Source organism: Rhizobium sp. BK212 (assembly GCF_014197475.1).
Classification (GTDB): Bacteria; Pseudomonadota; Alphaproteobacteria; order Rhizobiales; family Rhizobiaceae; genus Rhizobium; species Rhizobium anhuiense.
Genome location: NZ_JACIFS010000003.1, coordinates 440,570 through 466,391, shown reverse-complemented (window position 1 = coordinate 466,391; position 25,822 = coordinate 440,570). Strand labels below are relative to the sequence as shown.

25 protein-coding genes, 1 tRNA gene and 1 pseudogene are annotated in these 25,822 nt (G+C 59.8%); 12 read left to right on the top strand and 15 right to left on the bottom strand.

Features of this window, described 5'->3' with window-relative positions:
- Positions 1 to 56 precede the first annotated feature (56 nt).
- Positions 57 to 740, bottom strand: coding sequence for a hypothetical protein (locus FHT79_RS12205; RefSeq protein WP_063475627.1), 684 nt, complete (start codon positions 738 to 740; stop codon positions 57 to 59).
- A gap of 232 nt (positions 741 to 972) precedes the next feature.
- On the opposite strand from FHT79_RS12205, the gene FHT79_RS12200 reads away from it, so the two are divergent.
- Positions 973 to 1,599 carry a TerC family protein gene (locus tag FHT79_RS12200; RefSeq protein ID WP_028758505.1) on the top strand — a complete coding sequence of 209 codons (627 nt, stop codon included), beginning with the start codon at positions 973 to 975 and terminating at the stop codon, positions 1,597 to 1,599.
- Position 1,600: 1 nt separating this feature from the next.
- Here the strand turns inward: FHT79_RS12200 and FHT79_RS12195 are convergent, their stop codons facing one another.
- From FHT79_RS12195 to metG, 3 genes are read right to left on the bottom strand one after another with little or no spacing between them, the layout of a single operon-like run.
- A complete protein-coding gene (locus FHT79_RS12195; protein WP_097594479.1) occupies positions 1,601 to 2,419 on the bottom strand; it encodes an MBL fold metallo-hydrolase in 819 nt (272 codons plus the stop codon).
- Positions 2,420 to 2,423: 4 nt separating this feature from the next.
- A complete protein-coding gene (locus FHT79_RS12190) occupies positions 2,424 to 3,206 on the bottom strand; it encodes a TatD family hydrolase (protein ID WP_028758507.1) in 783 nt (260 codons plus the stop codon).
- A gap of 4 nt (positions 3,207 to 3,210) precedes the next feature.
- The gene (gene metG / locus FHT79_RS12185) at positions 3,211 to 4,761 is read right to left on the bottom strand and encodes a methionine--tRNA ligase (RefSeq protein ID WP_028757353.1); all 1,551 of its coding nucleotides are present in this window, start codon (positions 4,759 to 4,761) and stop codon (positions 3,211 to 3,213) included.
- A gap of 233 nt (positions 4,762 to 4,994) precedes the next feature.
- Here metG and FHT79_RS12180 point away from each other — a divergent pair, with 233 nt between their 5' ends.
- The gene (locus FHT79_RS12180; RefSeq protein ID WP_028758508.1) at positions 4,995 to 5,780 is read left to right on the top strand and encodes a sulfite exporter TauE/SafE family protein; all 786 of its coding nucleotides are present in this window, start codon (positions 4,995 to 4,997) and stop codon (positions 5,778 to 5,780) included.
- Between the two features lie 121 nt (positions 5,781 to 5,901).
- Here the strand turns inward: FHT79_RS12180 and FHT79_RS12175 are convergent, their stop codons facing one another.
- The 4 genes from FHT79_RS12175 to FHT79_RS12160 form a co-directional block, all read right to left on the bottom strand.
- On the bottom strand, positions 5,902 to 6,927 hold the full coding sequence (locus FHT79_RS12175) for a DNA polymerase III subunit delta' (protein WP_028758509.1): 1,026 nt from the start codon (positions 6,925 to 6,927) through the stop codon (positions 5,902 to 5,904).
- An 8-nt stretch (positions 6,928 to 6,935) separates the two neighbouring features.
- Positions 6,936 to 7,616, bottom strand: a complete 681-nt coding sequence (tmk, locus tag FHT79_RS12170; protein ID WP_028757350.1) for a dTMP kinase — start codon at positions 7,614 to 7,616, stop codon at positions 6,936 to 6,938.
- A gap of 132 nt (positions 7,617 to 7,748) precedes the next feature.
- Positions 7,749 to 8,942: a D-alanyl-D-alanine carboxypeptidase family protein gene (locus FHT79_RS12165; RefSeq protein ID WP_028758510.1), complete on the bottom strand. Its 1,194-nt coding sequence runs from the start codon at positions 8,940 to 8,942 to the stop codon at positions 7,749 to 7,751.
- A 73-nt stretch (positions 8,943 to 9,015) separates the two neighbouring features.
- Positions 9,016 to 10,122 (bottom strand): septal ring lytic transglycosylase RlpA family protein, encoded by a 1,107-nt coding sequence (locus FHT79_RS12160; protein WP_028758511.1) that lies wholly within the window; start codon positions 10,120 to 10,122, stop codon positions 9,016 to 9,018.
- 389 nt (positions 10,123 to 10,511) lie between these two features.
- Here FHT79_RS12160 and FHT79_RS12155 point away from each other — a divergent pair, with 389 nt between their 5' ends.
- Both FHT79_RS12155 and FHT79_RS12150 read left to right on the top strand, forming a co-directional pair.
- On the top strand, positions 10,512 to 11,024 hold the full coding sequence (locus tag FHT79_RS12155; protein WP_028758512.1) for a hypothetical protein: 513 nt from the start codon (positions 10,512 to 10,514) through the stop codon (positions 11,022 to 11,024).
- Positions 11,025 to 11,133: 109 nt separating this feature from the next.
- Entirely contained in the window at positions 11,134 to 11,337 is a 204-nt protein-coding gene (locus FHT79_RS12150; protein WP_028758513.1) for a hypothetical protein, read from the top strand.
- Between the two features lie 86 nt (positions 11,338 to 11,423).
- Here the strand turns inward: FHT79_RS12150 and FHT79_RS12145 are convergent, their stop codons facing one another.
- A complete protein-coding gene (locus FHT79_RS12145; RefSeq protein WP_028758514.1) occupies positions 11,424 to 12,386 on the bottom strand; it encodes a LysR substrate-binding domain-containing protein in 963 nt (320 codons plus the stop codon).
- A 269-nt stretch (positions 12,387 to 12,655) separates the two neighbouring features.
- Between FHT79_RS12145 and FHT79_RS12140 the strand changes: the two are divergent.
- Together FHT79_RS12140 and FHT79_RS12135 are read left to right on the top strand one after the other, a co-directional pair.
- A pseudogene (locus tag FHT79_RS12140) lies at positions 12,656 to 14,696 on the top strand (NADH:flavin oxidoreductase).
- A gap of 275 nt (positions 14,697 to 14,971) precedes the next feature.
- A complete protein-coding gene (locus FHT79_RS12135; protein WP_028758515.1) occupies positions 14,972 to 15,823 on the top strand; it encodes a glycine betaine ABC transporter substrate-binding protein in 852 nt (283 codons plus the stop codon).
- 93 nt (positions 15,824 to 15,916) lie between these two features.
- On the opposite strand, the gene FHT79_RS12130 is transcribed toward FHT79_RS12135, so the two are convergent.
- Complete coding sequence (locus FHT79_RS12130; RefSeq protein ID WP_028758516.1) at positions 15,917 to 16,243, bottom strand: GYD domain-containing protein; 327 nt, start codon at positions 16,241 to 16,243, stop codon at positions 15,917 to 15,919.
- Between the two features lie 215 nt (positions 16,244 to 16,458).
- On the opposite strand from FHT79_RS12130, the gene FHT79_RS12125 reads away from it, so the two are divergent.
- The 3 genes from FHT79_RS12125 to FHT79_RS12115 all read left to right on the top strand — a co-directional run bounded on the left by FHT79_RS12125 (position 16,459) and on the right by FHT79_RS12115 (position 18,385).
- A complete protein-coding gene (locus tag FHT79_RS12125; protein WP_097594477.1) occupies positions 16,459 to 17,634 on the top strand; it encodes a GGDEF domain-containing protein in 1,176 nt (391 codons plus the stop codon).
- 198 nt (positions 17,635 to 17,832) lie between these two features.
- Positions 17,833 to 17,922, top strand: a tRNA-Ser gene (locus tag FHT79_RS12120).
- A gap of 274 nt (positions 17,923 to 18,196) precedes the next feature.
- Positions 18,197 to 18,385, top strand: a complete 189-nt coding sequence (locus FHT79_RS12115; RefSeq protein ID WP_028758518.1) for a hypothetical protein — start codon at positions 18,197 to 18,199, stop codon at positions 18,383 to 18,385.
- 609 nt (positions 18,386 to 18,994) lie between these two features.
- On the opposite strand, the gene FHT79_RS12110 is transcribed toward FHT79_RS12115, so the two are convergent.
- A complete protein-coding gene (locus FHT79_RS12110; protein ID WP_097594475.1) occupies positions 18,995 to 20,422 on the bottom strand; it encodes an MFS transporter in 1,428 nt (475 codons plus the stop codon).
- A gap of 138 nt (positions 20,423 to 20,560) precedes the next feature.
- Here FHT79_RS12110 and FHT79_RS12105 point away from each other — a divergent pair, with 138 nt between their 5' ends.
- Complete coding sequence (locus FHT79_RS12105) at positions 20,561 to 21,454, top strand: LysR family transcriptional regulator (protein ID WP_097594474.1); 894 nt, start codon at positions 20,561 to 20,563, stop codon at positions 21,452 to 21,454.
- A gap of 72 nt (positions 21,455 to 21,526) precedes the next feature.
- Positions 21,527 to 21,751 carry an alkylphosphonate utilization protein gene (locus FHT79_RS12100; protein WP_003559525.1) on the top strand — a complete coding sequence of 75 codons (225 nt, stop codon included), beginning with the start codon at positions 21,527 to 21,529 and terminating at the stop codon, positions 21,749 to 21,751.
- A gap of 18 nt (positions 21,752 to 21,769) precedes the next feature.
- Here FHT79_RS12100 and FHT79_RS12095 read toward each other — a convergent pair whose 3' ends face one another.
- From FHT79_RS12095 to FHT79_RS12085, 3 genes are all read right to left on the bottom strand, one after another.
- Positions 21,770 to 22,597: a transglutaminase family protein gene (locus FHT79_RS12095; protein WP_028759138.1), complete on the bottom strand. Its 828-nt coding sequence runs from the start codon at positions 22,595 to 22,597 to the stop codon at positions 21,770 to 21,772.
- Positions 22,598 to 22,769: 172 nt separating this feature from the next.
- The gene (locus FHT79_RS12090) at positions 22,770 to 23,642 is read right to left on the bottom strand and encodes a transglutaminase family protein (protein ID WP_028759137.1); all 873 of its coding nucleotides are present in this window, start codon (positions 23,640 to 23,642) and stop codon (positions 22,770 to 22,772) included.
- A gap of 495 nt (positions 23,643 to 24,137) precedes the next feature.
- Entirely contained in the window at positions 24,138 to 24,293 is a 156-nt protein-coding gene (locus FHT79_RS12085) for a hypothetical protein (protein ID WP_017964370.1), read from the bottom strand.
- 713 nt (positions 24,294 to 25,006) lie between these two features.
- On the opposite strand from FHT79_RS12085, the gene FHT79_RS12080 reads away from it, so the two are divergent.
- Positions 25,007 to 25,261, top strand: a complete 255-nt coding sequence (locus FHT79_RS12080; protein WP_047615234.1) for a GlsB/YeaQ/YmgE family stress response membrane protein — start codon at positions 25,007 to 25,009, stop codon at positions 25,259 to 25,261.
- 90 nt (positions 25,262 to 25,351) lie between these two features.
- Here the strand turns inward: FHT79_RS12080 and FHT79_RS12075 are convergent, their stop codons facing one another.
- Positions 25,352 to 25,633: a hypothetical protein gene (locus FHT79_RS12075; RefSeq protein WP_003539806.1), complete on the bottom strand. Its 282-nt coding sequence runs from the start codon at positions 25,631 to 25,633 to the stop codon at positions 25,352 to 25,354.
- Positions 25,634 to 25,822 lie beyond the last annotated feature (189 nt).

Here is a 25,822-nt window from a genome sequence, read left to right as displayed (position 1 = left end):
CGGGATGAGATCAAGGCCCGGCATCGCCGCCGGGCCTTGATCCACGTCAGGCGCTATCAGTGATCGCGTCGGAAGCCCTGGCTCTGGTGAGATCCGCCCTGGGATTGCGACTGGGTCTGAGATTGGCCTTGGGATTTCCCATCGGCATCGTCCGATGGTTCGGAACTGCTGCCGGGCAAGGTATAGGCGCGCACCTTGGCGCTTCCATGCGTGGTGTCCCGCATTGCCAGCGGGCGCGCATCGTCGAATGCGCTTTCGGACACGGCGAGGTCTTCCGACGCCTTGCCGCCAGAGGATTGGCCGGCAAAGCCGGTATTTGATGCGCCTTGTTGCCTGTCCTCCAACGACCAGAGGTCCGCCCGTTCATCCATGTCGATGCTGCCCTCGTCGTCCAGAATATCGTGGACGGTCTCGTAGAGCGCGTCATCGATATCATTGACCTGGACGAGGAAGCCGCCTCGCCGCAACCCTTCTGCGTAGACCGCCCGATCTTCGTCAGGGAAGAAGAAGTCCGCCAGCGCGTCGAAGAAGCCGCTGCGGTCGTCGCTCATGGCGCCGGGATTTTTTCCATCCGCCTCATATCCGGGCATCAACCTTATTCTTGAAACCGGCACGCCTGCGTCCTCAAGACGGGAGACGGCGGACTCGGCTTCTGACCGGCTGTCGAAAAATGCGGCAAGGCTGCTGCCGCCTGTCGGGCCTGAGAAAGCCGGGTTGGTATCGTTGTAAATGCTGCTCACGGGGTTCTCCTCTCGATGTCTCGATCCTGCCATCGATCGACGGCAGCTTTCCTGACTTGAAGAACCGGTGGCTGACTTGAATGTTCCAAGGGAATAGCGATGCCCCGCCGTGTTTCCGCCTTGCATGTCTGATGCACAGAGTCGCGAATTGTGCCGCCTGCGAAATCCGTCAGCGGTTGACGTTAAACCTTCGAGACGCTAGCACGGTTTTGACGCATTGGGGATAATTCATATGGACATCTTTACGGCAGCCGGTCTGACGGCTTTGCTGCAGGTCATTGCTATCGACCTCGTTCTCGCCGGCGACAACGCCGTAGTTATCGGTCTTGCTGCTGCCGGCCTCGAGGCGACGCAACGCCGTAAGGCGATCATCGTCGGCATCGTCGCCGCAACTGTTCTGCGTATTCTCTTTGCCAGCGTCGCGGTCTATCTGCTGGCGATCGTCGGCTTGCTACTGGCCGGCGGCCTGCTGCTCCTGTGGGTCTGCTGGAAGATGTGGCGCGAGCTTCGCGCCGGCCATGGCGAAAACCACGAAGCTACGGGCGCCGAACGCGCGCCGAAGAAGACCTTCTTCCAGGCGGCGACCCAGATCGTCATCGCCGACGTCTCGATGTCGCTCGACAACGTGCTCGCTGTTGCCGGTGCGGCGCGCGAACATCCGAGCGTGTTGGTGATCGGTCTTGCCCTGTCGATTGCGCTGATGGGCATCGCCGCTAACCTGATCGCCCGGTTGCTCAACAACCATCGCTGGATCGCCTATGTCGGTCTGCTGATCATTCTCTACGTCTCGCTCGACATGATCCATCGCGGCGGCGTCGAAGTGTGGCCCTACGTGCAGGCGAGCGGGCTCAAGCTTTAGACTAAATCCTGACCTCGGTCTCGAAGCTCATCTGGTCATACGCCGGCACCACATGGTCCGGCGTCTCTGCCATGACAGCGTCGTAATCAAGCGGCGTGTGCATATGCGTGAGGATCGCCTGTTTCGGCCTCAACCGGCCGATCCAGTCAAGCGACTGTTCCAGCGACAGATGGCTCGGGTGATAGGTATATTGTAGCGCGTCGATGATCAGCACGTCGAGGTTCTGAAGCTTTTCGACGGTCTGCGGCGGGAAATCGCTGATATCGCTGCAATAAGCTACATCGCCGATCCGGAAGCCGAGCGAGTGGATATCCCCGTGCTGCTGGAGATGCGGATGGAAGGCGATCGTGCCGCCCGGGCCGCGAATTTCGACGGGTTCATCCAGGTTTTCGATCACAACGGGCAGTACGATCGGTGGATAATTGCTGCCCGGCGGCGTTTCCAGACAATAGCCGAAGGCTTCCCGCAGCCTGTCCATCGTGAATTGGTCGGCAAAAATCGGCACCCGTCGGCGGGTATTGTGAAAATAGCCGCGCAGATCGTCGATGCCATGAATATGATCTGCGTGCGGATGGCTGTAGAGCACGGCATCGACATGGTCGGCCCCTGCCCTGATCATTTGCTCGCGAAAATCCGGCCCGGTGTCGATAACGACCGTGGTGACACCGCCATCCGGCGCGAATTGCTGCACCATGAAGGCGGCGCGCGTGCGCCGGTTTTTCGGATTGTCGGGATTGCAGGCGCCCCAATCGCCGGTAATGCGCGGCACGCCCGGTGACGACGAACAGCCGAGAATGGTGAAACGCCGCCGGTAGAGCACGCCGCTAGACCCTCGGCATCTTCGAGAACAGACGGAAAGCGTTCTCGGTCGTGATCCGCGCCACCTCTTCGTAGGAAAGGCCGATCGTATCGGCGAGCACCTCGGCCGTGTTGACGACATAGGACGGCTCGTTGCGCTTGCCGCGCCAGCGCTTCGGCGCCAGATACGGCGCGTCCGTTTCAACAAGCAGTCTGTCATGCGGGATCGTCTTGGCGATCTCGCGCAGCTCCTCCGACTTCGGAAAGGTCAGGATGCCCGAGAAGGAGATATAGCCGCCGAGCGCGACGCCGGTCGTGGCAAGCTCCGGGCCTGCGGAGAAGCAGTGGAGGATGAAGGGGAAGGCTCCCTTCCCGGTTTCCTCGGTCAGGATCGCCGCCATGTCCTCGTCGGCGCTGCGGCTGTGGATGACGAGCGGCAGCCGGGTCTCGCGCGCCGCCGCGATATGGCGGCGAAAACCGGTCTGCTGGTCCTCCGGCTTCTGCGTGTCGTAGAAATAGTCGAGACCGGCTTCGCCGATCGCCACCACCTTCTCATGGGCATTGGCGAGACGCACCAGCTCTTCCGTCTGGATATCAAGCTCTTCGTCGGCATTGTTCGGATGGGTGCCGACCGAGCAGAACACCGAGGGATACTTCTCCGTGATGGCAAGCAGCGCGCCGAGTTTGCGCACCCGTGTCGAGATCGTCACCATCTGCGAAACACCGGCCGAATAGGCGCGCGCGACGATCTCGTCCCGCTCCGCCTCGAAGTCGGCGAAATCAAGATGGCAATGCGTGTCGATCAGCACGGCTTCAAGCCTCCGGAGCCACGTAGCGCGGGAAGACCGGGGTCGGCGCTTCGAGAGCCGTTCCGGCAACGAGACGGCCTGCCTCGCCGAGGGCGGCGAAGTCGCGCTTGTCAGCGGGTGCGGCAACCAGGTCGAGCAGCTTGCCCGATGATTCCGGCATGAAGGGCTGCAGCAGGATGGCGATCTGGCGAACGACTTCGGCCGTCACATAGAGCACCGTGCCCATACGCTCCGGATCGGTCTTCTTCAGCGCCCAGGGCGCCTGGCCGGCGAAATAACGGTCGGTCTCGGAGACGACTGCTATGATCGAGGCGAGCGCCCGGTGTATCTGCTGCTTGCCCATGTCCTCGCGCGTCGATGCATGCAGCGCGTCCACTTGGGCCAGCATCGCCTTGTCCTCGTCGCTGAGCGTCCCGCATTCCGGAATCTTGCCGTCGCAGTTCTTGACGATCATCGACAGCGAGCGGCTGGCGAGATTACCGATGCCGTTGGCGAGGTCGGAGTTGATGCGCGTGCCGATCGCCTCTTCGCTGTAGCTGCCGTCTTGGCCGAAGGAGACTTCACGCAGGAAGAAGTAACGCACCTGGTCGAGGCCGAAATGGTTCACCAGATTGACGGGATCGACGACGTTGCCGAGCGACTTCGACATCTTCTCGCCCTTGTTGAGCAAGAAGCCGTGGGCGAAGACGCGCTTCGGCAGCGGCAGCTTCGCCGACATCAGGAAGGCCGGCCAGTAGACGGCGTGGAAGCGGATGATGTCCTTGCCGATGATGTGCACGTCGGCCGGCCAGTATTTCGCCCGCGGGCCGTTCCTGTCTTCGATATAGCCGGTCGCTGTAATGTAGTTGGTCAGCGCGTCGACCCAGACATACATGACGTGGGCAGGATCGTTCGGCACCTTGATGCCCCAGTCGAAGGTCGTGCGCGAGACCGAGAGGTCCTTGAGCCCCGATTTGACGAACGAGATCACCTCGTTGCGGCGTTCGGCCGGACCGATGAAGTCGGGATTCGCCTCGTAATGGGCAAGCAGCTTCTCCTGGTATTCGGAGAGCTTGAAGAAATAGCTTGCCTCTTCCACCCATTCGACGGGCGTGCCCTGCGGCCCGTAGCGCACACCGTCGGCGCGCAGCTCCGTCTCGTTTTCCTGGTAATAGGCCTCGTCGCGCACCGAATACCAGCCGGCATAGCTGTCCTTGTAGATGTCGCCATTGTCGGCCATCAGGTTCCAGATGTTGCGCGACGTCTCGTGATGACGCTCCTGCGTAGTGCGGATGAAATCATCGTTCGAGGCGTTGAGCAGCGTTGCCATCGCCTGGAATTCGCCGGAGTTGCGGTCGGCAAGCGCCTGCGCGGTAATCCCCTCGCCGCGCGCCGTTTGCTGCATCTTCTGGCCATGTTCGTCGGTGCCGGTCAGGAAGAACACATCCTTGCCGTCTAGACGCTGGTAGCGCGCCATCGCATCCGTCGCGATCAGCTCATAGGCATGGCCGATATGCGGCTTGCCGTTGGGATAGGAAATCGCGGTGGTGATGTAGAAGGGTGTCTTGTCTGTCATGGAGGCCAATGTCCGGCTAACTCTATAAAAATGGTCAGCCGCTCTTAGCGCATGTCACCGTCGAGCGAAACCTCAACTTTCCAGCTGTCGATGATTTCCCGGACGCTGGCGTGGTGAACTTGACTCCGCTTCTGCCGCCATCTACCCGTCATGGAAAAGAGGGCGGGACAGAACGAAGTGCCAGTTTTCATCTATCGGAATTGTCGTGGCTGCGCGCTGACAGGGGCGCCTGTTTGACATTCGAGCCGCTCTATTCGCTTTCCGGCCTGTGTGTGGGCGCCCTCGTCGGCATCACCGGCGTTGGCGGCGGCTCGCTGATGACGCCGCTGCTGGTGTTGCTCTTCGGCGTCCATCCGGCCACCGCGGTCGGCACAGATCTTCTCTATGCGGCGATCACCAAGACGGCGGGGACTGCCGTTCACGGCATGCATGGGCGGGTCAACTGGAAGATCGTCGGCAGTCTGGCCGTCGGCAGCGTGCCGGCCGCCCTGCTGATGCTCTGGCTGTTGGCGGGCGTCGACCGCAAGAGCATCGGCGTCACCAATACGATCACCACCGCGCTGGGCTGGCTTCTCGTCATGACCGCCATCATGCTGGTCTTCCGAGGACCGATACTCCAGCTTGCGCGCCGCGCCATCGGCGACCGCACGCCGCCGCGGCCGGCAACCATCCTCGCCCTTACCGTCATTCTCGGATTCCTGCTCGGCGTCCTCGTCACCCTGACCTCGGTCGGCGCCGGTGCGCTGGGGGTGACGATCCTGCTGATCCTCTATCCCAGGCTCGATGTGCGCGAGATCGTCGGTTCCGATATCGTCCATGCGGTGCCGCTGACCTTGATCGGCGGCACCGGCTATTGGCTGATCGGCGAGATCGACTGGCCAATGCTGTCTGCCCTGCTCATCGGCTCTATCCCCGGCATCATTATCGGCAGCCTTTTGGCGCCGAAGCTGCACGAGCGCACCATCCGCATCGTGCTCGCCGCCACGCTAGCAGTGGTCGCAGGCAAGCTGCTGACCTAGAGCAATTCCAGGAAAAGTGCGAAGCGGTTTTCCCAGGCAAAGCGCGAAGCGGTTTTGCCGGGAATTGCGTCAAAACAAAAGGATAGAGCGGTTCTGCGCTTCCGTTAAACGCTGAACCGCTCTAGAGGCCCGGCTGTTTGATATCGGCGAGAATGCTGATGATCGTCTGCTTGCGGTCGAGATTATAGGCGTCGGAAATGGTCAGCCGCTCGGTAATGTCCGAATAGAGCCGAGCCAGCCGCTCCGCAGCTGTGATCTGCCCCTCGCTTGCTGCCGCCCGCGCGCGGTTCATGATATCGTCGCCAACATGGCTGACGAAGAAATCGAAGATCGTGTCGCTTTCCCTGCCCGAAAGCGCGTCGGCCAGCCGATGCATCGCCTTGCGCGCCGTCGGTCCTTGGGCGGAAAGCATCTCATCATAGGCGGCAATGATCTCGCCGCCACCGTAGTTCAGGAGTTTCAACGCCTCGCCGACGCTGCCCTTGGCGGCCGAAAGTACCGCCCCGCCCTCGCCTGATATGCCGAGATGGTCAAGGGCCGCGACCAGCGCGGCGTCGGCAAGCGGCGCCAGTTTCAGCGGCAGGCAACGAGAGCGGATCGTCGGCAGCAGCCGTCCCGGCGCATGCGAAAGCACCAGGAACAGCGCCCGCTTCGGCGGCTCTTCCAGGATCTTCAGGATGGCGTTGGCGGCATTGCGGTTCATGTCGTCGGCCGGATCGATGATGACGACCCGCCAGTTGCCGGTGCCCGAGGTCTGCGAGAAGAACTTGCCGGCGCGGCGCACCTCGTCGACGGTGATCGCCGATTTCACCTTGCCGGTCTTTTCGTCCACCGGCCGGGCAAGATGCAGCAGATTGTGCGAGGCGCCGGAGGCGATCTGCCGGCTGACGGGAGAGGCAGGGTCCGGATCGCCGATCATTTCCGGCGCTCGCTCGGGATCGGGATGCGATAGCACGTGATTGGCAAAGCGGAAAGCGAGCGTCGCCTTGCCGATCCCCTCCGGGCCCTCGATCAGGATGGCGTGGTGGCCCTTGCCGGAGCGGTAAGATTGCGCAAGGAAGGCTTCCGCCTCCTCATGGCCGAACAGCCTGGTATTTTCTCCCGGCCAGATGGCGCCGTCGAGCAGTCCGGGCCTTTCCTCACTCATGATGGGCTTCACTCATGATGGGCGGCTTCCGGCATTCGCAAACGGTCGGCGGGCGACTTGAGTTGTTGGACGATCGCCAGGATCTCGGCAGCGATCGCCTCTTCGCTCTGCATGGCGTTGACCACGTGGCAGCGCTCCGGCTCGCGGGCGGCGATGTCGAGAAAGGCCTCGCGCCGTTTCTCATGCGTTTCGAGCCGCTCCTTCTCGAAGCGGTCGGGACCGTCGGCTGGAGCGCGCTTCTGCGCCCGCTCCAGCCCGATCTTGGCGGGGATGTCGAGGATCACGGTGCAATCCGGCATGACGCCGTTGATGGCGATGCGCTGCAGCGTCTCGATGAAATCCGGCTCGAGATTGCCGGTTATGCCCTGATAGACGCGGGATGAATCCATGAAACGGTCGCAGAGCACGATCTTGCCGGCGGCCAGCGCCGGCCGGATCACCTCTTCGACATGGTCGTTGCGCGCCGCGGCAAAGAGGATCGCCTCCATCCGCGTGCCGAAGGCTTCGGCAGCCCCTGACAAAAGCACGTGGCGCACGGCCTCCGCGCCCGGCGATCCGCCTGGTTCGCGCGTCATCAGCACGTCGTGACCTTCGCCCTTCAACGCTTCGGCGAGGCGGCGGATCTGCGTGGATTTCCCCGCGCCTTCCCCGCCTTCAAACGTAACGAACAATCCCGTACCGGATGACAATGACAACTTCCCGCATTCCAGGCGCCGCACGCGCCGTGCTCCATCTATCTATCCGAAGATGTCAGGGAGGAAAACCTTTCGTCGCGGCGACATATTCACCTTTCCCGGCAAATTGCACCAGAAAGTGGCCGCTCAGCCGGGTGCCGACTTGTCCCAGAGCCAGGAGAAGAACAGCGATTCGCCGAGTTCCAGCATGGCGTCAACCGCCCGGCTGCTGAGCGAGCCCTCGCCGACCGCCTGCACCGTATAAAGCGGCACTTCTCGGAGCAGCCGGCTGCCTGCGAAAATCCTCAGCACCCCTGCCTGGGTATCCGGCTCGACCGGCGCCGTCAGCGGCCAGTGATAGATGATGCGCGCCGACAACCGATCGGGATTGCTGATCGGAATATAGACGCTGACCGGCGCCTTGGCGACGAGATCGACGGTACGCGCCGTACCGCCATAGACGCTGGCGGCGCCGATCACTTCCTTCTCACCGAAGATCTGCCGGTCCTCAAAGGCCGTCAGTCCCCATTCGAGCACTCGCTTGGCCTCCTCCGTTCGCTCCTTGTCGGAAGCGATGCCGGCAAGCGCCAGAAACAGCCGCCTGCCATCGCGCTGGACTGAGGCGACGATCGAATAACCCTCGCCCTCGGTAAAGCCGGTGGCAAGCCCGTCGGCGCCGAGATCGAGCCCGAGCAGCGGATTGCGGTTCCGCTGGAAAATCTTGTTCCACTCGAAATCCGGCTGGGCGAAATAGGGATAGAGATTGGGATAAGACTGCTGCAGGGCGGCCGCAAGCGTCACCATCTCGCGCGCCGTCACCTTGCTCTTCCCGTCGGGGAGCCCGGTGGAATTGCCGAACTCAGCCTTCTCCATGCCGAGTTCACGGGCGCGGCGTGTCATCGACACGGCAAATTGCTGCTCGCTGCCGGCCATGCCTTCGGCCAGGATGATGCAGCTGTCGTTGGCGCCCTGGATGGCGACGCCCTTGATCAGGTCCTCGACGCGCACGCGCGATTTCAGGCTGGCAAACATCGTTGCCGTCCTCGATGGCGCGCCGCCAGTTCGCCAGGCATATTCGGAAACGGGATATTCGGTATCGAGCGTGATCTGCCCCTTCGTCACCGCCTCGAAGGCGAGATCCATCGTCATCAGCTTGGCGAGCGAAGCCGGCGAAAAGCCCTGGTCCTCGTTCTTGGCGAGAAGCACCGTGCCGGTGGCGGCCTCGATCATATAGGCCTGCGCCGCCTTGGTGGCGAAACCGGCGGTACCGCTATCGGCTGCAAATGCGCCGGTGGAGAGCGGCATGATGCATACAAGCAGACGAAGCAAAGGCTTCAGCATCAAGAATTCCCATCGATCAGGGGGCGTATTTCAGGAGGTTAGAGCGAGAGGAAATTCGATGCAATTGCCGCGCTCAGCGCGCGGCGGATTTTGCCTGATGACGCTTCGTCGCAGCAAGGATCGACTCCTGCGTCAGCCCGTCATTGCGCACCATCACAGCGTCGAAGGCGAGATCGACAGTCACGGTCTTCACATCCTCGTTCTGGTAGCCGAGCGCGAGAGACCCCAGCGGCCGTTCGTAGGGCATGGGGCCGATCTCCGGCAACACGACCATCTGGTCGAAGGACGGAGCGGCATTGGTGGTGGATGGTGCTGATGGCGCTACCAGAACATGGGCGGGCGCTGCCAAAGCGGGTGCTGCGACGGGGGCCGCATTGTAGCGTGCGCTCGGCGTCGACCCGGCATAGGAAGTGGCCGACATCGGCACCGGCACGTTGGCCGGCGTCTCATAATCTTCCGAACTCTGCAGCTGATCGCGGGTGATCTTGCGGCTGTTGGAGGCGACCATCACGCCGGTTGCGATCTGGCCTTCCGGATTGACGCCGGGAATGCGGCTGCCCTTCGGCACGTAGGACGCCATCAGATAGGGCATGTCGTGGCCGTCCATGCGGGCGCGGCCGACATATTGCACCCGCACCTTGCCGGTGCCGCTGTGCTGCAGATCCAGCATATCGGCCGTCTTGTTGGAAAGGTCGATGATGCGCCCTTCGTGATAGGGGCCGCGATCGTTGACGCGCACGATGACGGAGGAACCGCTTTCGAGATTGGTGACGCGCGCATAGCTCGGCAGCGGGAAGGTCGGATGCGCGGCGGAAAGATGCATCTGGTCGTAGACTTCGCCGTTCGCCGTCAGCCGCCCATGAAAGGCCGAGCCATACCAGGAGGCGACGCCGACCTTGTTATAGGAGAAGTCTTCCTTCGGATAATACCACCTGCCCTTCACCTCGTAAGGATTGCCGACGATGTAGCGGCCGCCGCCCTTGGGGATGTTGTTGCCGGTAGCGACGCGCGGGCTTGCCTTCACGCCATATTCGGATTCGGAGAAATATTCTTTGCCGTGGGATTTCTTCTTCGGCACCGCCTGTGTCGTGCCGCACGCCGCAACCGTCGCACACATCGCCGAGATCGCCAGCCACCGTGCTGTCGTTGCGAAAGACGCCGCCCCGTATTCCAGTTTCATATGTCCCACGCCGCTCAAAGATCGTTATGGTTAAGGAACTTTGCCCCAATCTGGGCCAATACGCCTTATCCCCACCCGCCTAACGAGACTTTAATCATGCGAAGTTCGTGGCAAATTTACGAACGATTTCGCAGCGATAGCGACAATTCTAATGATTATGGTTTATAAATCACTAACGCGGACCTCTCCGCCCTGCCCTTCCGCCGCCGCAATAAGGCCCGAAATCCTCGTGCCGATGCGGCGCATATGGTAAATCTGAACTCGCTTCCGAATGCCCGAAAAGCCCAAATTGGCACAGGCGGCGCGTGCTTCCCGCGCGGCGCGGCGTCACCTTGCCTCATCAGGCGAAATAACGCTATGCATTCTATGCGCAGGGTTGGGGGATTGCCATGGGCGGAATTGTCAAAAGCTTGATTTTGCTGGTCATAATGACCGTCTCACCGGCCGTCGGCGCCGGCGCGGAGGATCTCCCCGCCTATTGGCGCAAGACGATGACCAATGATCCATCGACGAATTTCTATCTGGCTCAGACCCTGAAACCCTTATCGAACAAGGATGCCGAAACCATCAGAGTGCTCAGGCTGTCGCTGATCGCCGGCAACTTATGTCTCGGCGCCAGCATCAATACGAGGACAGGCGAGGCCTTTCTGCAGCAGGCCGGATACGATCGCCTCCGCGGAAAGGCCTGGGACGAAGCCGCCTTCCTCGCGAACGACTGGTTCAAACACTTCAACTACCGCTCCCTCCCCCATCTCTGCGCCGGCATCGACTATATTTTCGGGCCGGAGGGGAAACTGGCGCCCAATCTGGTCAAGCCCGGCAAGGGTGAACCGAAGGGATCCTACGACCCCCTGGACTCCTACTACATGCGGCTTCCGCCCTTGCGCAAACCGAACGGCTAAGGCACGTCACCAATTGCCATATGGCGGATTGCGTATTTGACGCTTCGTGGCTGTATGGAACGAAATGCCCGCCGGGAGCTTTGAAGGTTTAGACCTTTGGAGGATCACCATGAATAATGAAACCATTCTGCAGCTCGACACGGTCAGCCAACAGTTGCACGCTCGATCTCGCGCGCTTTCCCAGCCAGATAAAGACAACGACATCTCGATCCTGATGTCGGCACTTGCCGTGACGATGGAGGCGGTTCGGTCTCTTTGCGAGGATATGAACCAGCTCAACGGTCCGAAGGGCCTTGGATCCGATGGGGGCTAGCTGCCACTTCCCAAAGCCGTTGGAATTGCGTCTATGCGCAGCATCCCCACCGGAATCACGCCAAGGGCGGGAACGACACGCGCGCCTCAAAGACCTTCAAAACGGTTCGCCAGCCAGTCTCTGAAAATCAGGGCGACCTTTCTGCGGTTCGGGGCACTTGGCGTTACCGCATAGAAACGCCTCCCTGTCTTCAGGGTGCGGTCAAGAGCAATGACGAGGCGGTTTTCTCGAAGGGGACGATCAATGAGAGGTCGCCAACCGAGCGCGATGCCTTCGCCATTTTCAGCAGCCTTCATCGCGACAAGGGAATCGTTGACCTGCAGCGATGTCGGCAAGGTCGGCGGAGCGCCGACGCCTGTAGCCCGCAACCAGTCGGCCCAACCGATCCTGAAGCGATACGGGTCAACGTAGTGTATAAGCCGATGGCACAGTATATCGCTGGCAAGTGACAGAGGCTTGCTCTTCGCCTGATAAACCGGGCTGCAAACAGGCAATATTTCCTCGTTCCACAGCGGAATGGCATCACAATCCGGCCAGTTTCCATCGCCGAGCCGAATATGAACATCGATGTTGCTCGTCGTCATCGCTGGATCGCGGTCCAGGCATCTCAGGTCAATCATCAAGTCGGGATGGACTTGGCGAAATTCCGGCAGCAGCGGCATCAGCCACTCTGTCGCCATCACCGTCGAGGCGCTGATGACGAGGGTGTCTCGGCGAGGCATGCCGGCGATATCGTCAAGCGTTTCGGCGATCGACGCAAATCCCCCCGATACCGCCGAATAGAGGCGTTGGCCTTGCGTTGTCAGGCTTAGCGCCCGCCTTTCCCGGACAAAAAGCGCGTGGCCGAGAGACGACTCGAGTTGTCTGATCCCGTGGCTGACCGCAGGCTGAGTGATGGACAATTCCGTGGCGGCTTTCGAAAAGTTCAGATACCTCGCCGCAGCCTCGAACAGGATCAGGCTGTGGAGGGAGGGAATTGACCGTCGTAACGACTGACTATCATGACTCATGGTTTCGAGTTCTTCGCCGTTCGAAAAATTGCAGCGCACGGAATCTCCGTCACACGGTGCAAGACTGCGCACCGGCAAGAAGCGAAACACCTTATCGTTCGCGTGGTCAACAAGCCTGGAGGACGATCACCCGCTCACCTGCCGGCCGATCCGACCTCGAAGGTCTTGATCGATCCTGCCTCATACTTCCATGAATTTATTTGCCCTTGCGGCCTCACGCCCTCGCCGGACATTGTCGTTCACCCGCCAGAACCCGACGTCGGGAGAACAGGCGACAACGACAATAGGCCGTCACGGGAACAATTGAGATGTCAAACGATCCATTGCTCCAGCCTTTCCAACTCAAGTATTTGACACTCCGAAACAGGATGATGTCGACGGCGCACGAGCCGGGATATACTGAGGACGGACTCCCGAAGGAGCGCTATCGTCTCTACCATTCGGAAAAAGCCAAAGGCGGGATAGCAATGACGATGATCGGCGGTTCGTCCGTCGTCGACATCGACAGTCCCCAGGCGTTCGGCAATATCCAGCTCCACAAAGACGAGTCCGTGAAGTGGCTTCGAGAGCTTGCTGACGACGTTCACGACCACGGCGCTGCCGTGATGATTCAAATCACTCACCTTGGAAGCCGAACCAACTGGAACAAAGGCGATTGGCTGCCGATAATCGATGCGTCCCACATCCAGGAACCCGCGCATCGCGCCTATCCCAAGGCGATGGAGGATTGGGACTTCGAGCGCGTGATCACAGCCTATGCCGACAGTGCGGAGCGGATCAAAGCGGCAGGGCTTGACGGTATCGAGCTCGAATGCGCCTCGCATCTCATCGCGCATTTTTGGTCTCCGGCAACAAATAAGCGGGAGGATGAATACGGCGGCTCGCTCGAGAACCGGATGCGCCTGGTGAACGATATTCTAACCGCCATCCGTAAGCGCATCGGTCACGAATTCATTGTCGGCGTCCGCATGGTCTGCGATGAGGTTTGGGATAAAGGGCTCTCGCGAGACGAAGGGGTGGAGATTGCCCGTCGATTGAAGGCCGGCGGATTGATCGATTTCGTCAACGTCATTCGCGGCCACGTCTCAGAAGACGAGGCCTTGAGTCATGTGATTCCGAACATGGGAACCGCATCTGCTCCCCATCTCGATTTCGCCGGAGAGGTTCGTCAGAATGTGAAGATACCGACCTTTCATGCGGCAAGAATTCAGGATGTGGCTACCGCGCGACACGCGATTGCGAGCGGCAAGCTTGATATGGTCGCCATGACACGCGCGCACCTTGCCGATCCTCACATTATCCGCAAGGTGATCGAAGGGAAGGAGGATCAAATTCGCCCCTGTGTCGGCATGGGGTTCTGCATCGATTCCATCTACCCCGCTGGCAACGCCACGTGCGTGCACAATGCGGCGACTGGTCGGGAGGGCAGCCTCGCGCATGTGATCAGGAAGACCAACGGGCCAATGCATAAGATTGTGGTCGTCGGAGCGGGACCGGGCGGTCTTGAGGCTGCACGGGTCGCGGCCGAGCGGGGGCCACAAGGTCACGGTTTTTGAGGCTGGATCCAAAGCAGGCGGACAAATTCTAATAACCGCGGCACTGAAACGCCGTCGCGAAATCCTTGGGATCGTGGACTGGCGCTTGTCTGAATGCGAGCGCCTCGGCGTCGAATTCCACTACAATCGCTTCGTCGATGAGAGTGACGTTGTGGCGGAAGAACCCGACGTCGTCGTCGTTGCCACGGGCGGACTGCCTAATTTTGACTGTCTTGAAGAAGGACAGGAGCTTGCGACGACCAGTTGGGACATCCTCGGCGGAAGCGTTCAGCCCGCGAAAAATGTGCTGGTCTACGACGACAACGGCTCGCACCCCGCCATGACGATCGCTGAGTTTCTGGCCGACGCGGGCTCGAATCTTGAAGTTGTCACGCCTGCACGAACCCTTGCGCCGGACATCGGGGCAACGAGCTACCCCGCCTATTTCCGTGCCCTCAACAAAGCCGGCGCAAAGATCACCCTGAACCTGCGCATCGAGCGCCTCGAACGTCGCGGCAACAGGATCGCAGTCATACTTTTCGACGAGTATTCCAAGGTCCGGGTCGAAAAAGAGGTGGACCAGGTTGTCGTCGAAAGCGGGACGAAGCCGATGGACGAACTCTATTTCTCGCTCAAGCCGCTCTCCCGGAACCAAGGCGAAATCGATTACCGGGCTTTGATAGCGGGCAAGCCGCAAGTTGTTGCCAATAATCCCGGTGGCAAGTTTCAGCTGTTTCGGATTGGCGATGCGGTCGCAAGCAGGAACATCCACGCGGCCATATACGACGCGCATCGATTCATGGCCGCGGTTTGATCAAGGCCGTAGGGTTGAATTCCCGCCAATCAGTTCGATTTCGGCCAGTCCTTCAGGGATCGATCTTAAAGGCGTACGCAAGTCAAGGCATGCCTGAAGTCCCGAAAGATGTGGGCCTCGCCGTCTACAAGGTCGTGGCCATGATGGCTACGAGCGGGACTCGGTGATCTGATTGCAGGAATTGCGCGCAGGGATGACCCCTCGCCGCGCAATCATGAAGGCCAGGCCGACCGCTGGTGTTTCATGAAAAGGGGAACGAAAACTAGGAGCAAAAAATGATGAAGTTGTGGAAAATGCTTTGTGCCGCGGCCATGTTCGGAATGACCATGCTGCCCGCGCACGCGGAAGAAAAGACCATCACCATTGGCACGATGCAGTGGGAAGATCTGGGAGCGATCAGCGGTGTCACCAAGAAGGCGCTGGAAGATTCCGGCTACACCGTCAAGGTCGTGTCGTTCTCCGAATGGGGCATCGCCTATGCCGCTCTCAGCAAGGGCGATATCCAGATTCTCGCCTCGCTGACCGACTACGTCGCACAGGACTATTGGGACAAGAACAAGAAGAAGCTGGAGAAGATATCGCCGGTTTCGTTTGGCCTGTACCAGGCTATTGCGGTTCCGAATTATGTGCCGATCGACTCCATGGAGCAGTTGAACGGTAACGCCGACAAGTTCAGCGGCAAGATCGTCGGTATCGAACCGGGTTCAGGCCTGATGCGCGATGCCACCAACTCGGTCAAAGCCTACGACCTCAAGCTACAGCTTGTCGAAGGCAGCACGGCTGCGATGACGGCTGAATTGAAGTCGGCCATCGACCGAAAGGAATGGATTGCTGTGACGCTCTGGGAGCCGTCGTGGATGATACAGAAGTACCCGGTCAAGTTTCTGAAGGATCCGAAGGCGATATTCCCGCTGGCGCAGACCTACAACTGGATAGCCAAGAGCGGCTTCTCCACCGAGAACCCGCATGCGCGCGAAGTCATCGCCAGCGTATATCTCCCGCTCGCAGATATCACCGCGATCGCCGGCGCGGTCGCCGACGGCAAGACAATGGACGAGGCGGTTAAGGGCTGGACCGACACCCATGCCGACCTCTTGAAGCGCTGGGAAAACATCAAGTCGAAGTAACGCTTAACGGCCGGGCCACCGAGCAATCGGCGGCCCGGCTCAGACTTTACGCGGAGAGCCGCGGAGAGCTCGCTGGCATTAGGCCCCTGCTTATTACGCTGCCGGTGGACGATATCGAACCGACTTCGCCTTTTCCAACGCTTCGATCGTATCCTCGACGCTGAGGAGGACAGTGGTCTCCATCGCGCTGAGCGCGCCGCCTGCGCCGATAGCCAGTGCGACCGCCGCCATCGCGACGTTGTCAGGCGCCTCCCAAAGATTCCAACCATCGTGCTCGCCGAAGGCGTACCAGAACCCGTGGAGCTTTCCGCCTACGGATTCAATATAGCTGCGTGCCGCCTCCCGGCGATCCTCGGGGTTTTCGATCATGCGCGCCCATGTCTCGGGCGTGTAGCTGAAGCGCGTGAGATACATGGCCATGGTGTGTGTCCTCCGCCAGAATAGCACAGTAAACGCTCAAGCCGGGGCGAAGGCGAGTCATTTCCAGCGGGAGGAACAGGCCGCTCAACGCTTCCTATCGCCAGTCTCCGGAAGCACCGCGAATACTGACGTCTAAAGGTCACTCCGCGTTCATTGAAAAGTAGATTTTAGCCGTTATTCGGAGCCCGCTTCTCATCTCATATCGGGTTCCGGCAATGGATCTTGCGACTGTTCTTCTTCTACACAAGTCTTCCTTCATCGTCGGAGCAATCTGCTTCTTTTACGTGAGATGGCGCTCCGGAGCGACGCCAGGGCTTGGCGTACTTGCCGGCAGTTTCTCTTTGCTTGCGATCGCCTCAACGCTCGCTGGTTTGGATGAGAGCCTTCATATGTCCGACGATGCCAGGACGTTCTGGAGTTTTTCACTCGGCGCCAATGGTTATGGGCTCATGGCGGTTGGGCTTTTCGGCCTCAGCCGGCGTCAAAACTCTCTACGAGACTGGTGGCCGTTACTCCTGCCCGTCGTCCTGACGCTGAGTGCGGTGATAACGCCATGGTATTTGAACAACGGATTGAGAGCATCGGTGTTCAACGGCAGCGCCGCCGTCCTGCTTGCCTTGTCAGGTTTCGTGATCGCCCGCGACTTCTTCCACGAGCGCCTTACCGCGCGGCTCGGTCTTTCCGCATCCATATGGGTGGCGACGTCTCTCTCCGTTTTGGTGGTCGTCGGCTTCGTCTTTCCGAACGATGCGCCCCTTCCTCCGCGCTACGCATTCTTTTTGCTGATCATCTGTCATTTCGCGGTGGCGCTGTTTGTGCTCGTGCTCGTGCAGGAGAGAGCCGAAGAGAAGCTTACCAGACTTGCAAATACCGATATGCTGACCGGCATTCCCAATCGGCAGCATTTCTTCAATTCGCTTCCGAAAAGCCTCGGCCCCGGAGACGCCTTCGTCCTGATCGATATAGACTTTTTCAAGCGTGTGAACGATATGTACGGGCACGACAAAGGCGATGTCGTTCTCATAAATGTTGCTCGGACAATTGCACAGAATGTCCCCCCTTCCTGCGTGTTCGGCCGGCTGGGCGGCGAGGAGTTCAGCCTCTTTCTTCGCGGCCAAACGCAATCTTCCGCTTTTGCGCTCGCTGAGCGGATACGCGAGGCGGTAAGCGCCGTCAGCCTTGTCTTCGAAGGAAATCAGGTCACCCCTTCCGTCAGCGCAGGCGTGGCACTTTGGGAAGCGGGTCTGACCGACCAAGACGTCCAGAAACGTGCAGATCAGGCGCTCTACATTGCCAAAAACAACGGTCGTAACAGAGTTGAATTGTTTAGCAGTGCCGGGTTGACCAGCAGCTTCCTTGCGCCGGAAATGGCACAGGCTCGCGCAGGCTGAAGAACGGTTGAAGGTCGGTACTCTCCCGAGCTATTTGCCCATCATAGCGGAGATGCCGGCAAATGCTGCAGAGCACGTTGACGCTGCGATCAAAGCTGCTAAAAAGCCAGCCATCGAATGATTGGGTCGCAAATCGGCAGCAATGACCGGTTGCTGGAAATCAACGAAATGTCGATTTCTTAACCTTTTCAATCAGATGGAAGAGTGTCCGAGTGGTTTAAGGAACCGGTCTTGAAAACCGGCGTGCGGGAAACCGTACCGTGGGTTCGAATCCCACCTCTTCCGCCATTTAATATTGATTTTGTTATATAATTTCCGATTTCCGCTTGGGAACTGCGCCCTTATCTTAACGGTAGGGTGCCATCTCAGTAGCATCGGCGCGGTATCGCAGGCCTCCGTTTTACTGTTGCCCCAATGATTCTGCTCGCCCTGACGCTCGCGGGCAATCTCCCAAAAAATCACGATTGTCTTTTGGCGCGATTTCAATCATCTCGACATTGCTGGGATATTCACTTGCGAACAAGTCAGCGAAACTGCCCAAAGTCATTTGGAGATAATTCGCTTGAAGCTTTTTGCATGGCTTTCCTGGATGAGTTGCTCGACTGAATGGGCGCCTTTCCCTTCCGAAGAAAAAGGAAACCTTGGCGGCATAGTCATGCGACGGCGCGGCGCGAAATTTCCATTGGTTGAAACCCGTATGCCGACGCCGGATGAACAATATGAAGCGCAGCTTTACTTCGCCATACGTTAGGCGGGCAGCTGCGCGTTGCCGTGGTCGCACTGATCATCACACCTTCGTCGATCTTGGTGAGTCTTACGCCTGCTCCTTTGCGTTGACGATGAGATGATATACAGGCTGCAGCAGGACGCGACTGCCATTAACTTAAGAATGGGGTCGGGCGGCAGATTGACGTCACGTCGCTGCCACGAGATCACGTGGCCGTCCTCTGAGCCGGCGTCGCAAAGACGTTCTCGCTGCAGCCTTGAAGTGAGTTTGGCTTGGTTCAACCTTCCAGCTGAGCGGCATTCTCCGCCATAATTTTCATCAGACATTCCTTCACGATCAGGCCCCCCGGCGTCCGAGCAGCTTGATCCTCTACGAGGAGCCACAGATCCTGGAATTGCTCTGGTGAGTGCCCTCACGAGAGATGCGAGTATATCAGGACGCCAACAGAACCCCAGAAGATTACTGGCATAAGTATCATCCCCGCAACAATGATCTTGGTCACAGCAATAGCTCCGCAAACTCCACCAAAGTCCGCAAAACCTATTGCAGCGACCGAAGCTTTGGTATCGGCATGAAGTCCGGGACAGGTCGGACCTTGGTCTGAGTTTCGCTCGGCGGCCGATGAGGGTCGGGCTAACTCTCCCCGAGCGCTCGGCGGCACCGGCAAGTCCCGGTCGCAATGGCGAGCGCAACGACAATCAGCGCTGCCGCGACGGCGAAGGTGATCCGCATCCCTGAGTGAACCGCGTCGGGATGCGCCGCCGCAATATCGTGCGCTCCCGAAGAGAAAGCGAAGACGGCGCCCATGACGGAAGCGCCGGTGATCAGTCCGAGATTGCGCGACAGATTGAGCACGCCGGAGATGACGCCGCGCTGGTCGGGGTTGATGTCGGCCATGACGGTGGTGTTGTTGGCCGCCTGGAACAGTTGATAGCCTGGCGTCAGCATGGCGATGGCAGCGATATAGCCTGTAACGCCGGGAAGCACGGCCACGGCGACGGAGCCCGCCGCCATGGCGACGAGCCCGGCGATAACCACGAATGATGCGTCCAGACGATCGACCAGGCGGCCGGCCGGGATTCCGCTCAAGATGGAGATGACAGGGCCGATCGACATGACGAGCCCAACGAGAGTTTGATCGAGCCCGAGCGCGTGGGAGAGGTAGAACGGCGCGACCACCAGCGTCGCCATCATCACCGTCGCAACGAGCAGGTTCATCGCCAAGCTGGCGCTGAGCACCGGGTTGCGGAACACCGCCAAGCGGACCAGCGGCGATGCCGTTCTCGCCTCGGTGAACACGAACAAGCCGGCGCCGAAGACGGCCGTGAGCAGCAGGGCAATGTTCAGCGGACCAAAACTGCCGCGCCCGATCGTCATCGCCAACGCATAGGCTGACAGCGTCAGGGCAAGCACCAGCGTGCCCACCGTATCGAAGCTGGTCCGATTCGCCTTCCCCTTGCTGAGATCGGCGGGCAGATAGCGATGGACGAGAACGAAGGTCAGCACGCCGAGCGGCACGTTGACGAGGAAGATTGCCGGCCAGCCGAGCCCGGCGATCAGGAACCCGCCAAACGAAGGCCCAAGAGCGGTGCCGATCGCCGACATGGTTCCGAGCAGCCCCATGGCGCTTCCGGTCTTCGCCTTCGGCACCGTTTCGCTGACGAAGGCCATGGTCAGCGCCATCATGATGGCGGCGCCCAGGCCCTGCACCGCACGCGCGGCAATCATCAGCCAGAGTGTCGGCGCCAGGCCGCAGAGGATTGAGGCCAGCGTGAAGAGCAGGATGCCGATGAGCAGCAGCCGGCGGCGGCCGGTGATGTCGCCGAGCCGTCCGACGCTGACGATCAGGGTGGTGATGGCGAGCAGATAAGCGAGCACGATCCACTGGACATCCTGGAAAGTGGCGTCGAATGCCTGCGCCAAAGTCGGCAGACCGACATTGGCGATGCTGGTGCCGAGCGATGGCAGCAGCATGGATAGGGAAAGGCTGGCAAGCGCCCAGCGGACGGAGGGTATCTGTTCGGCGACCGCCTCGCCTCGCTCTGCAATGACTGGTTTCACAATGGCCTCCTTTTCCGCGGGCTCGAAAGGAGCCGATGAAAAGCTAGTCCGCTGCGTGGCGTGGCGGAAGGCGCACGATATGCATTTCATTCATGCGTCTGACGCCACATCATGATGAAACCATGTTATATCGGATGCATGTCGACACCCGATCTCAACCTGCTCGTCACCCTGAACGTCCTGCTTGCAGAAGGCAGCGTTGCGCGCGCCGCCCGCAGGCTGCGGCTGAGCCCGTCGGCGATGAGTCGGGCGCTGGCCCGATTGCGGGAGACGACGGGCGATCCGCTGCTGGTGCGCGCCGGCCGCGGCCTCGTTCCCACGCCACGGGCGCTGGAACTGCGCGAGCGGGTCGGTCGGGTCGTCGAGGAGGCGCAGGCGGTGCTGCGGCCCTTGGAGGCGCTCGACCTTCAAAGCTTGGTCCGGACGTTTACACTGCGCAGCAGCGAAGGCTTCGCCGAGAATTTCGGTCCCGATCTCATCGCCCGCCTCAGCCGGGAAGCGCCAGGCGTCCGGCTGCGCTTCATGCAGAAGCCGGATAAGGACAGCACCCCGCTACGCGACGGTACCGTCGATCTCGAAACCGGCGTCGTCGGCGATACGACCAGTCCGGAGGTGCGGGCGCAGGCCTTGTTCCGGGACCGTTTCATCGGCGTGGTGCGCAGGGGCCATCCGCTCAGCGAAGGCGAGATCACGCCTCCCCGTTACGCGGCCGGCCGGCACATCATTGTCTCCAGGCGCGGGCTCGACAAGGGGCCGATCGATGAAGCCCTGAATGCGCTCGGGTTGGACAGGCAGGTCGCCACGATCGTCGGCGGCTTTTCCACGGCGCTGGCGCTCGCCCGAACCTCCGATCTGATCGCCAGCGTGCCCGAGCGTCACACGGAATCGCTGCGCGCGGGGATGCATAGTTTTCCCCTGCCCGTTCCGACGCCTGAGATCACGATTTCCTTGCTTTGGCACCCCAGGATGGATGCCGATCCCGCCCATCGCTGGCTGCGCGAGTGTGTCCGGGATGTCTGCGCGGATACGTGATTGAAGGCCGCCTAAGGTTGACTATGCCATGTCGCCGTGATTTCCCGTCTCGCATCAACAAGCGAGGACATCATGGCTGACGACATTATCGTAAAAGACAGCAACGGAAGCCAGCTTCACGACGGCGATTCCGTAACGCTGATCAAGGACCTCAAGGTCAAAGGAACTTCGGAGACGCTGAAGCGCGGAACGCTGGTCAAGGGCATTCGCCTCACCGACAATCCCGGTGAGATCGAATGCAGCACCAAGCAGGTCAAAGGTCTCGTGTTGAAAACCGAGTTTTTGAAGAAGGCATAGGATCTCCGTCGCCCACCATCAATCGTTCCTGGGTGCTTCCTGCGGCACTTCCTCGGTGATCACCTCGAAACGGGAAAGCGTTGCCGGCCCGAAGGCCGTCGACATCGCGACATCCGTAGCGTCGCGGCCGGTTCCCATCAATATTCTGCCGATGCGCGGCGTATTGTGGCGGGCGTCGACCGTATGCCAGTGGCCGCCGAGAAAGACTTCGAACCAGGCGCTGAAATCCATCGGGTTGGGATCGATCGGCACGCCGATATCGCCGAGATAGCCGGTGCAATATCGGGCCGGGATATTCATGCACCGGCACAGCGCGATGGCGAGATGGGCAAAGTCACGGCACACGCCCGCCTTATCGGTGAAGCCGCCATGGGCGGTGCGCAGGAGGTCGGCCTTCTGGTAATCGAAGGTGATATGGTCGTGGACGAAATCGCAGATTGCCTGGACGCGCGTCCAGCCGAGCGACGTCGACGAGAAGGTTGCCCAGGCAAAATCTGCCAGCCTGTCGGTGTCGCAATAGCGGCTGCCGAGCAGGAAAACCAGCACATCGTCCGGCAGGTCATTGATCGCGTGCTGGACCGCATCATCGGGAACAATATCGGGTTGCCCGCTGTCGTAGATCTCGAATTCGGTGGAAATGGTCGTCAGTCCCGGCGGGGCGACGATCCGGCTGCAGGCATTGCCGAACCCGTCGGTATATTCCCAGGCCTCGATCGGCCGGTCGAATGTCAGAACCTGCTCACTCAGCAGATCGGCGCGCCGAGAGGGATGGATGTTGAGGACGAGCAGCATCGGCGTCGGTTGCGTGCATTCGTAGCCCAGATGAAACCCGGCGCGTATCTTCATTGTGGCTTCCCTATCGCGGCTCCGCATGTGCGGAGGTGAGTATGGAACGTTGATCGCGCTACCCGGTTCCCGCAAGGGACAACTGTCACCATACAGAGACTTGGTGGTGATCCGAGATTGCCCCGGAAGATTATCTCGGAGGTAATCCGGATTACCTCGGAGAGAATCGAGATTATCTCGTGGTGACGTTGACCTGCACCGTCATGCTGTCGAAATCCGCCCCGTCGCCATCATAGCTGCCGCTCAACGGGACTGCCTGGCGCGGATCGCGGGCAACCGCGACACGAATGAGATCGCGGTTGCCGACGATCCCGTTGGTCGGATCGAACTCCGCCCAGCCGGCGCCGGGGAGATAGATCTGGCACCATGCATGGGTGGAACCGCCGCCGAGCACCGTGGAACCGTCCCGGTCGGGAACATAGACATAGCCCGTGACGAAGCGCGCCGCGAGCCCAAGGACGCGGGCGGCCTCCATCATCAAAAGCGCGAAATCCCGGCAGGTGCCGGAGCGAAGCTGCAAGGTCTGCACCGGGGTCTGTGTTCCGTGTTCCATCCGGCGCTGATAGACGAAGCTTTCCCGAATGGCGTAACAGAGCGTCATCAGCAGATGCCCGGTTTCCGTCGGACGCCCCTGGCGCACGAACTGCCGTGCCCAGCGTCCGACCTCGTCGTTCGGATCCGGATAATGGCGCTGCATGGCCGGCGTCAGATCGGCAATCTCCTCCTTGTCGTAGGAGAATGGATAAATCAGGGCCGCCTCGTCGACCTTGAGATCCAGGGCGACCTGGGGCGTATGATCGAGGGTGATCCAGGTTTCGAAGCGAAGCTCGGACGCCGGCCTCGAAATATCGATGAGCGCCACGCAATTGCCGAAAACATCGTGGATCCAGCGGACATGACTTTCCTCGGGATAGGTCGTCAACGACGCTTCGATCAGCCGCTGGTCGAAACTGTCGCGCGGCCGGAACATCAGGCGATGCTCGCCGAAATCGACCGCCCTGACGTAACGATAGGACGTTATGTGGCGGACGGAAAAAATCGTCATCGGCCGCCGTCCGGTAATCTGTTCACCTTGCTGCTCCAAGGCGGTGACGCCGCCTCTCCTCTGCGGGAGCGCCCTGCTCGCTTTTCCGCTTATCCCGATTTCTTGTCATATAAGCACATTCGAAAGATTGCTATTATACCTTCACCGATCGACGGCAGAGCCGTCCAACCTAAGAGGATAACATGCATATCATCTGGGACGTTCTGACACTTCTGCTGACAATCGGCTCGCTCTATGGCGGTCGCGAATACCGGATTATTCGCGCCCGTGCCCGCGCCCAGAACTGGGGCAACTTCTGATTCGATCGTGATATCTCTGATTCGATTCCGAGTCATGGTCGCATCGGATCGTTGCCGGTCGCGGCTACGTCGAATGACGTAAAGCCATACGCTTAAGGAAATGCTTTATTAGACGAGACGGCTTCCATCCGTCCATTCTCCCTGTTATTTGAAGCCCGCCTCACCCCAGGCGGGCTTTTTTAGCGATTAATACGCATCACTTCTTGGCGCCGGCCGAAAGCACCCGATGGGTCGCGTCGTCCATTGCGTGGCTCGCTTCCTGTCCATCCTTCTTCAGCCCGTATGCGGTATTGCCGCAGCCGGAAAGGGTGAGCAGGCAGATGCAGGCGATGGCGATTGCAGCTTTTGACATCGAGTGTTTCCCCCGGATCGAATGGCTTCTGTATAAAATGATGCGCTTCGTAGCAAAATCAATCCGTCGGGGCTGGCATGACGGCGAAGTTATTCTGAACTCCGTCCATCACCGGAACGGCTTCATTTGCGTCTGGAAACAAATTTCGCCCCGGCACGGAATTAATCCTTCGTATTTCCAACGGAGCGAACGGCCGACAGGTTGGGTTAATCCCAAAACGCCGTAAAATATTCAAGTGTACTCCCCTGGAGACATTGTTTGTCATCGCGAGTTTGAGCGCAGTCTTTTCAAAGCAAGAAAAACATTCACAAGTCATATATCGCACGACTCGTCGCCAGCTATTCGAGTATTTATCAATCCGTGTCGCAATAGTACAGGTTGTGTCATTTTGACATCTTAAGTTTTACTCAAATGCAGCACTTAACTATTTATTAGTAATAATCTTGCGTGTCGTCCGCTTCAGCTTATGCTTTAAGCATAGGGGAGAGGAAAGATGTTTACGAAAAGTCTCATCATGCCTTTGGGATTCGCAATTCTCGCCATATCAGGCCTGCTGTTTCAGATAGCCGCCTACGTGCTGAACTCCCCGGTCACTGTGCTGCAGCCGTGAGTCACATAAGTTGCTGAACCCGCAAGCAATCTCGGTAACTGGGAGTGGAACTTCCTCTCGTTTCGTGCATTCTGTGACTCGTTTTGCCAGGAGGGAGATAACCATGGAAAACGCAGGCGTGGGTTGGATTGCAGCCATCATCATCGGCGGTATCGCCGGATGGCTGGCGGAAAAGGTCATGAGCAGCAACATGGGCTTGCTCATGAACATATTGCTCGGCATCGTCGGCGCCATCGTCGCCAACTGGATCCTGGGTCTGTTGCATATCCAGCCGCTTGCCGGTTGGCTGGGCTATCTGATCACCGGTTTTATCGGTGCCTGCATCCTGATTTTCATCGGCCGTCTCATCCGCCGCTGACCCCGGCCGCTGGCCTCAATCTGCGCGTTAGACATATCGAAAGCCGGGCGTTGATGACGTCCGGCTTTTTCTTGACCTCTGAATTCCCGTTCAGCGGCGGCTGAGCAGGCCGAACACATAGGCAATGCCTGCCGTCACCGCGAGTGCCACGAGCGGTTCTTCGCGCACCTTGTCGCGCAGCCGTTCGGTCATTACCGAAGCCTCGTCCGTCACCGCCGATTTCGCGCCCTGCCCCAGCGCGACCACGCTTTCCGTCAGCCGGGAGAGATCGTTGCGAAGGGCTGCGACCTGCGCCGACAGATCGTCTGCTGCGATATCAGCCTTGACACGCGCGGCGGTGGATTCGGCGGAAGCGGTTTTCAATTCTGCCATGGTCTGCTCCTGTTTCATGGGATGCCGCTTCAACGAAATGGCGGCCCGAAAAGTTCCGCCCCAACCGATCTTTTGTTCGCCGCAATGCCGCTGCTGCGCAGCCGCCGCCCTACGCAGCTTTTCGCACGACAAACCCTTCATTTCCTGTCGGGTTTGTTTTAAGGAACGTCGAATGTCCGCCCGCGCGCG

Bases quoted from the DNA above. Each gene is read 5' to 3' on its own strand.
- FHT79_RS12130 (WP_028758516.1), bottom strand. From the start codon at position 16,243: ATGGCCATGTATCTCACGCGCTTCAGCTACACGCCCGAGACATGGGCG.
- FHT79_RS12200 (WP_028758505.1), top strand. From the start codon at position 973: ATGGACATCTTTACGGCAGCCGGTCTGACGGCTTTGCTGCAGGTCATT.
- FHT79_RS12160 (WP_028758511.1), bottom strand. From the start codon at position 10,122: ATGAAACTGGAATACGGGGCGGCGTCTTTCGCAACGACAGCACGGTGG.
- FHT79_RS12100 (WP_003559525.1), top strand. From the start codon at position 21,527: ATGGCTGACGACATTATCGTAAAAGACAGCAACGGAAGCCAGCTTCAC.
- FHT79_RS12075 (WP_003539806.1), bottom strand. From the start codon at position 25,633: ATGGCAGAATTGAAAACCGCTTCCGCCGAATCCACCGCCGCGCGTGTC.
- FHT79_RS12175 (WP_028758509.1), bottom strand. From the start codon at position 6,927: ATGAGTGAGGAAAGGCCCGGACTGCTCGACGGCGCCATCTGGCCGGGA.
- FHT79_RS12095 (WP_028759138.1), bottom strand. From the start codon at position 22,597: ATGAAGATACGCGCCGGGTTTCATCTGGGCTACGAATGCACGCAACCG.
- FHT79_RS12155 (WP_028758512.1), top strand. From the start codon at position 10,512: ATGGGCGGAATTGTCAAAAGCTTGATTTTGCTGGTCATAATGACCGTC.
- FHT79_RS12165 (WP_028758510.1), bottom strand. From the start codon at position 8,942: ATGCTGAAGCCTTTGCTTCGTCTGCTTGTATGCATCATGCCGCTCTCC.
- FHT79_RS12085 (WP_017964370.1), bottom strand. From the start codon at position 24,293: ATGTCAAAAGCTGCAATCGCCATCGCCTGCATCTGCCTGCTCACCCTT.
- FHT79_RS12105 (WP_097594474.1), top strand. From the start codon at position 20,561: ATGTCGACACCCGATCTCAACCTGCTCGTCACCCTGAACGTCCTGCTT.
- metG (WP_028757353.1), bottom strand. From the start codon at position 4,761: ATGACAGACAAGACACCCTTCTACATCACCACCGCGATTTCCTATCCC.
- FHT79_RS12150 (WP_028758513.1), top strand. From the start codon at position 11,134: ATGAATAATGAAACCATTCTGCAGCTCGACACGGTCAGCCAACAGTTG.
- FHT79_RS12135 (WP_028758515.1), top strand. From the start codon at position 14,972: ATGATGAAGTTGTGGAAAATGCTTTGTGCCGCGGCCATGTTCGGAATG.
- FHT79_RS12080 (WP_047615234.1), top strand. From the start codon at position 25,007: ATGGAAAACGCAGGCGTGGGTTGGATTGCAGCCATCATCATCGGCGGT.
- FHT79_RS12090 (WP_028759137.1), bottom strand. From the start codon at position 23,642: ATGACGATTTTTTCCGTCCGCCACATAACGTCCTATCGTTACGTCAGG.
- FHT79_RS12125 (WP_097594477.1), top strand. From the start codon at position 16,459: ATGGATCTTGCGACTGTTCTTCTTCTACACAAGTCTTCCTTCATCGTC.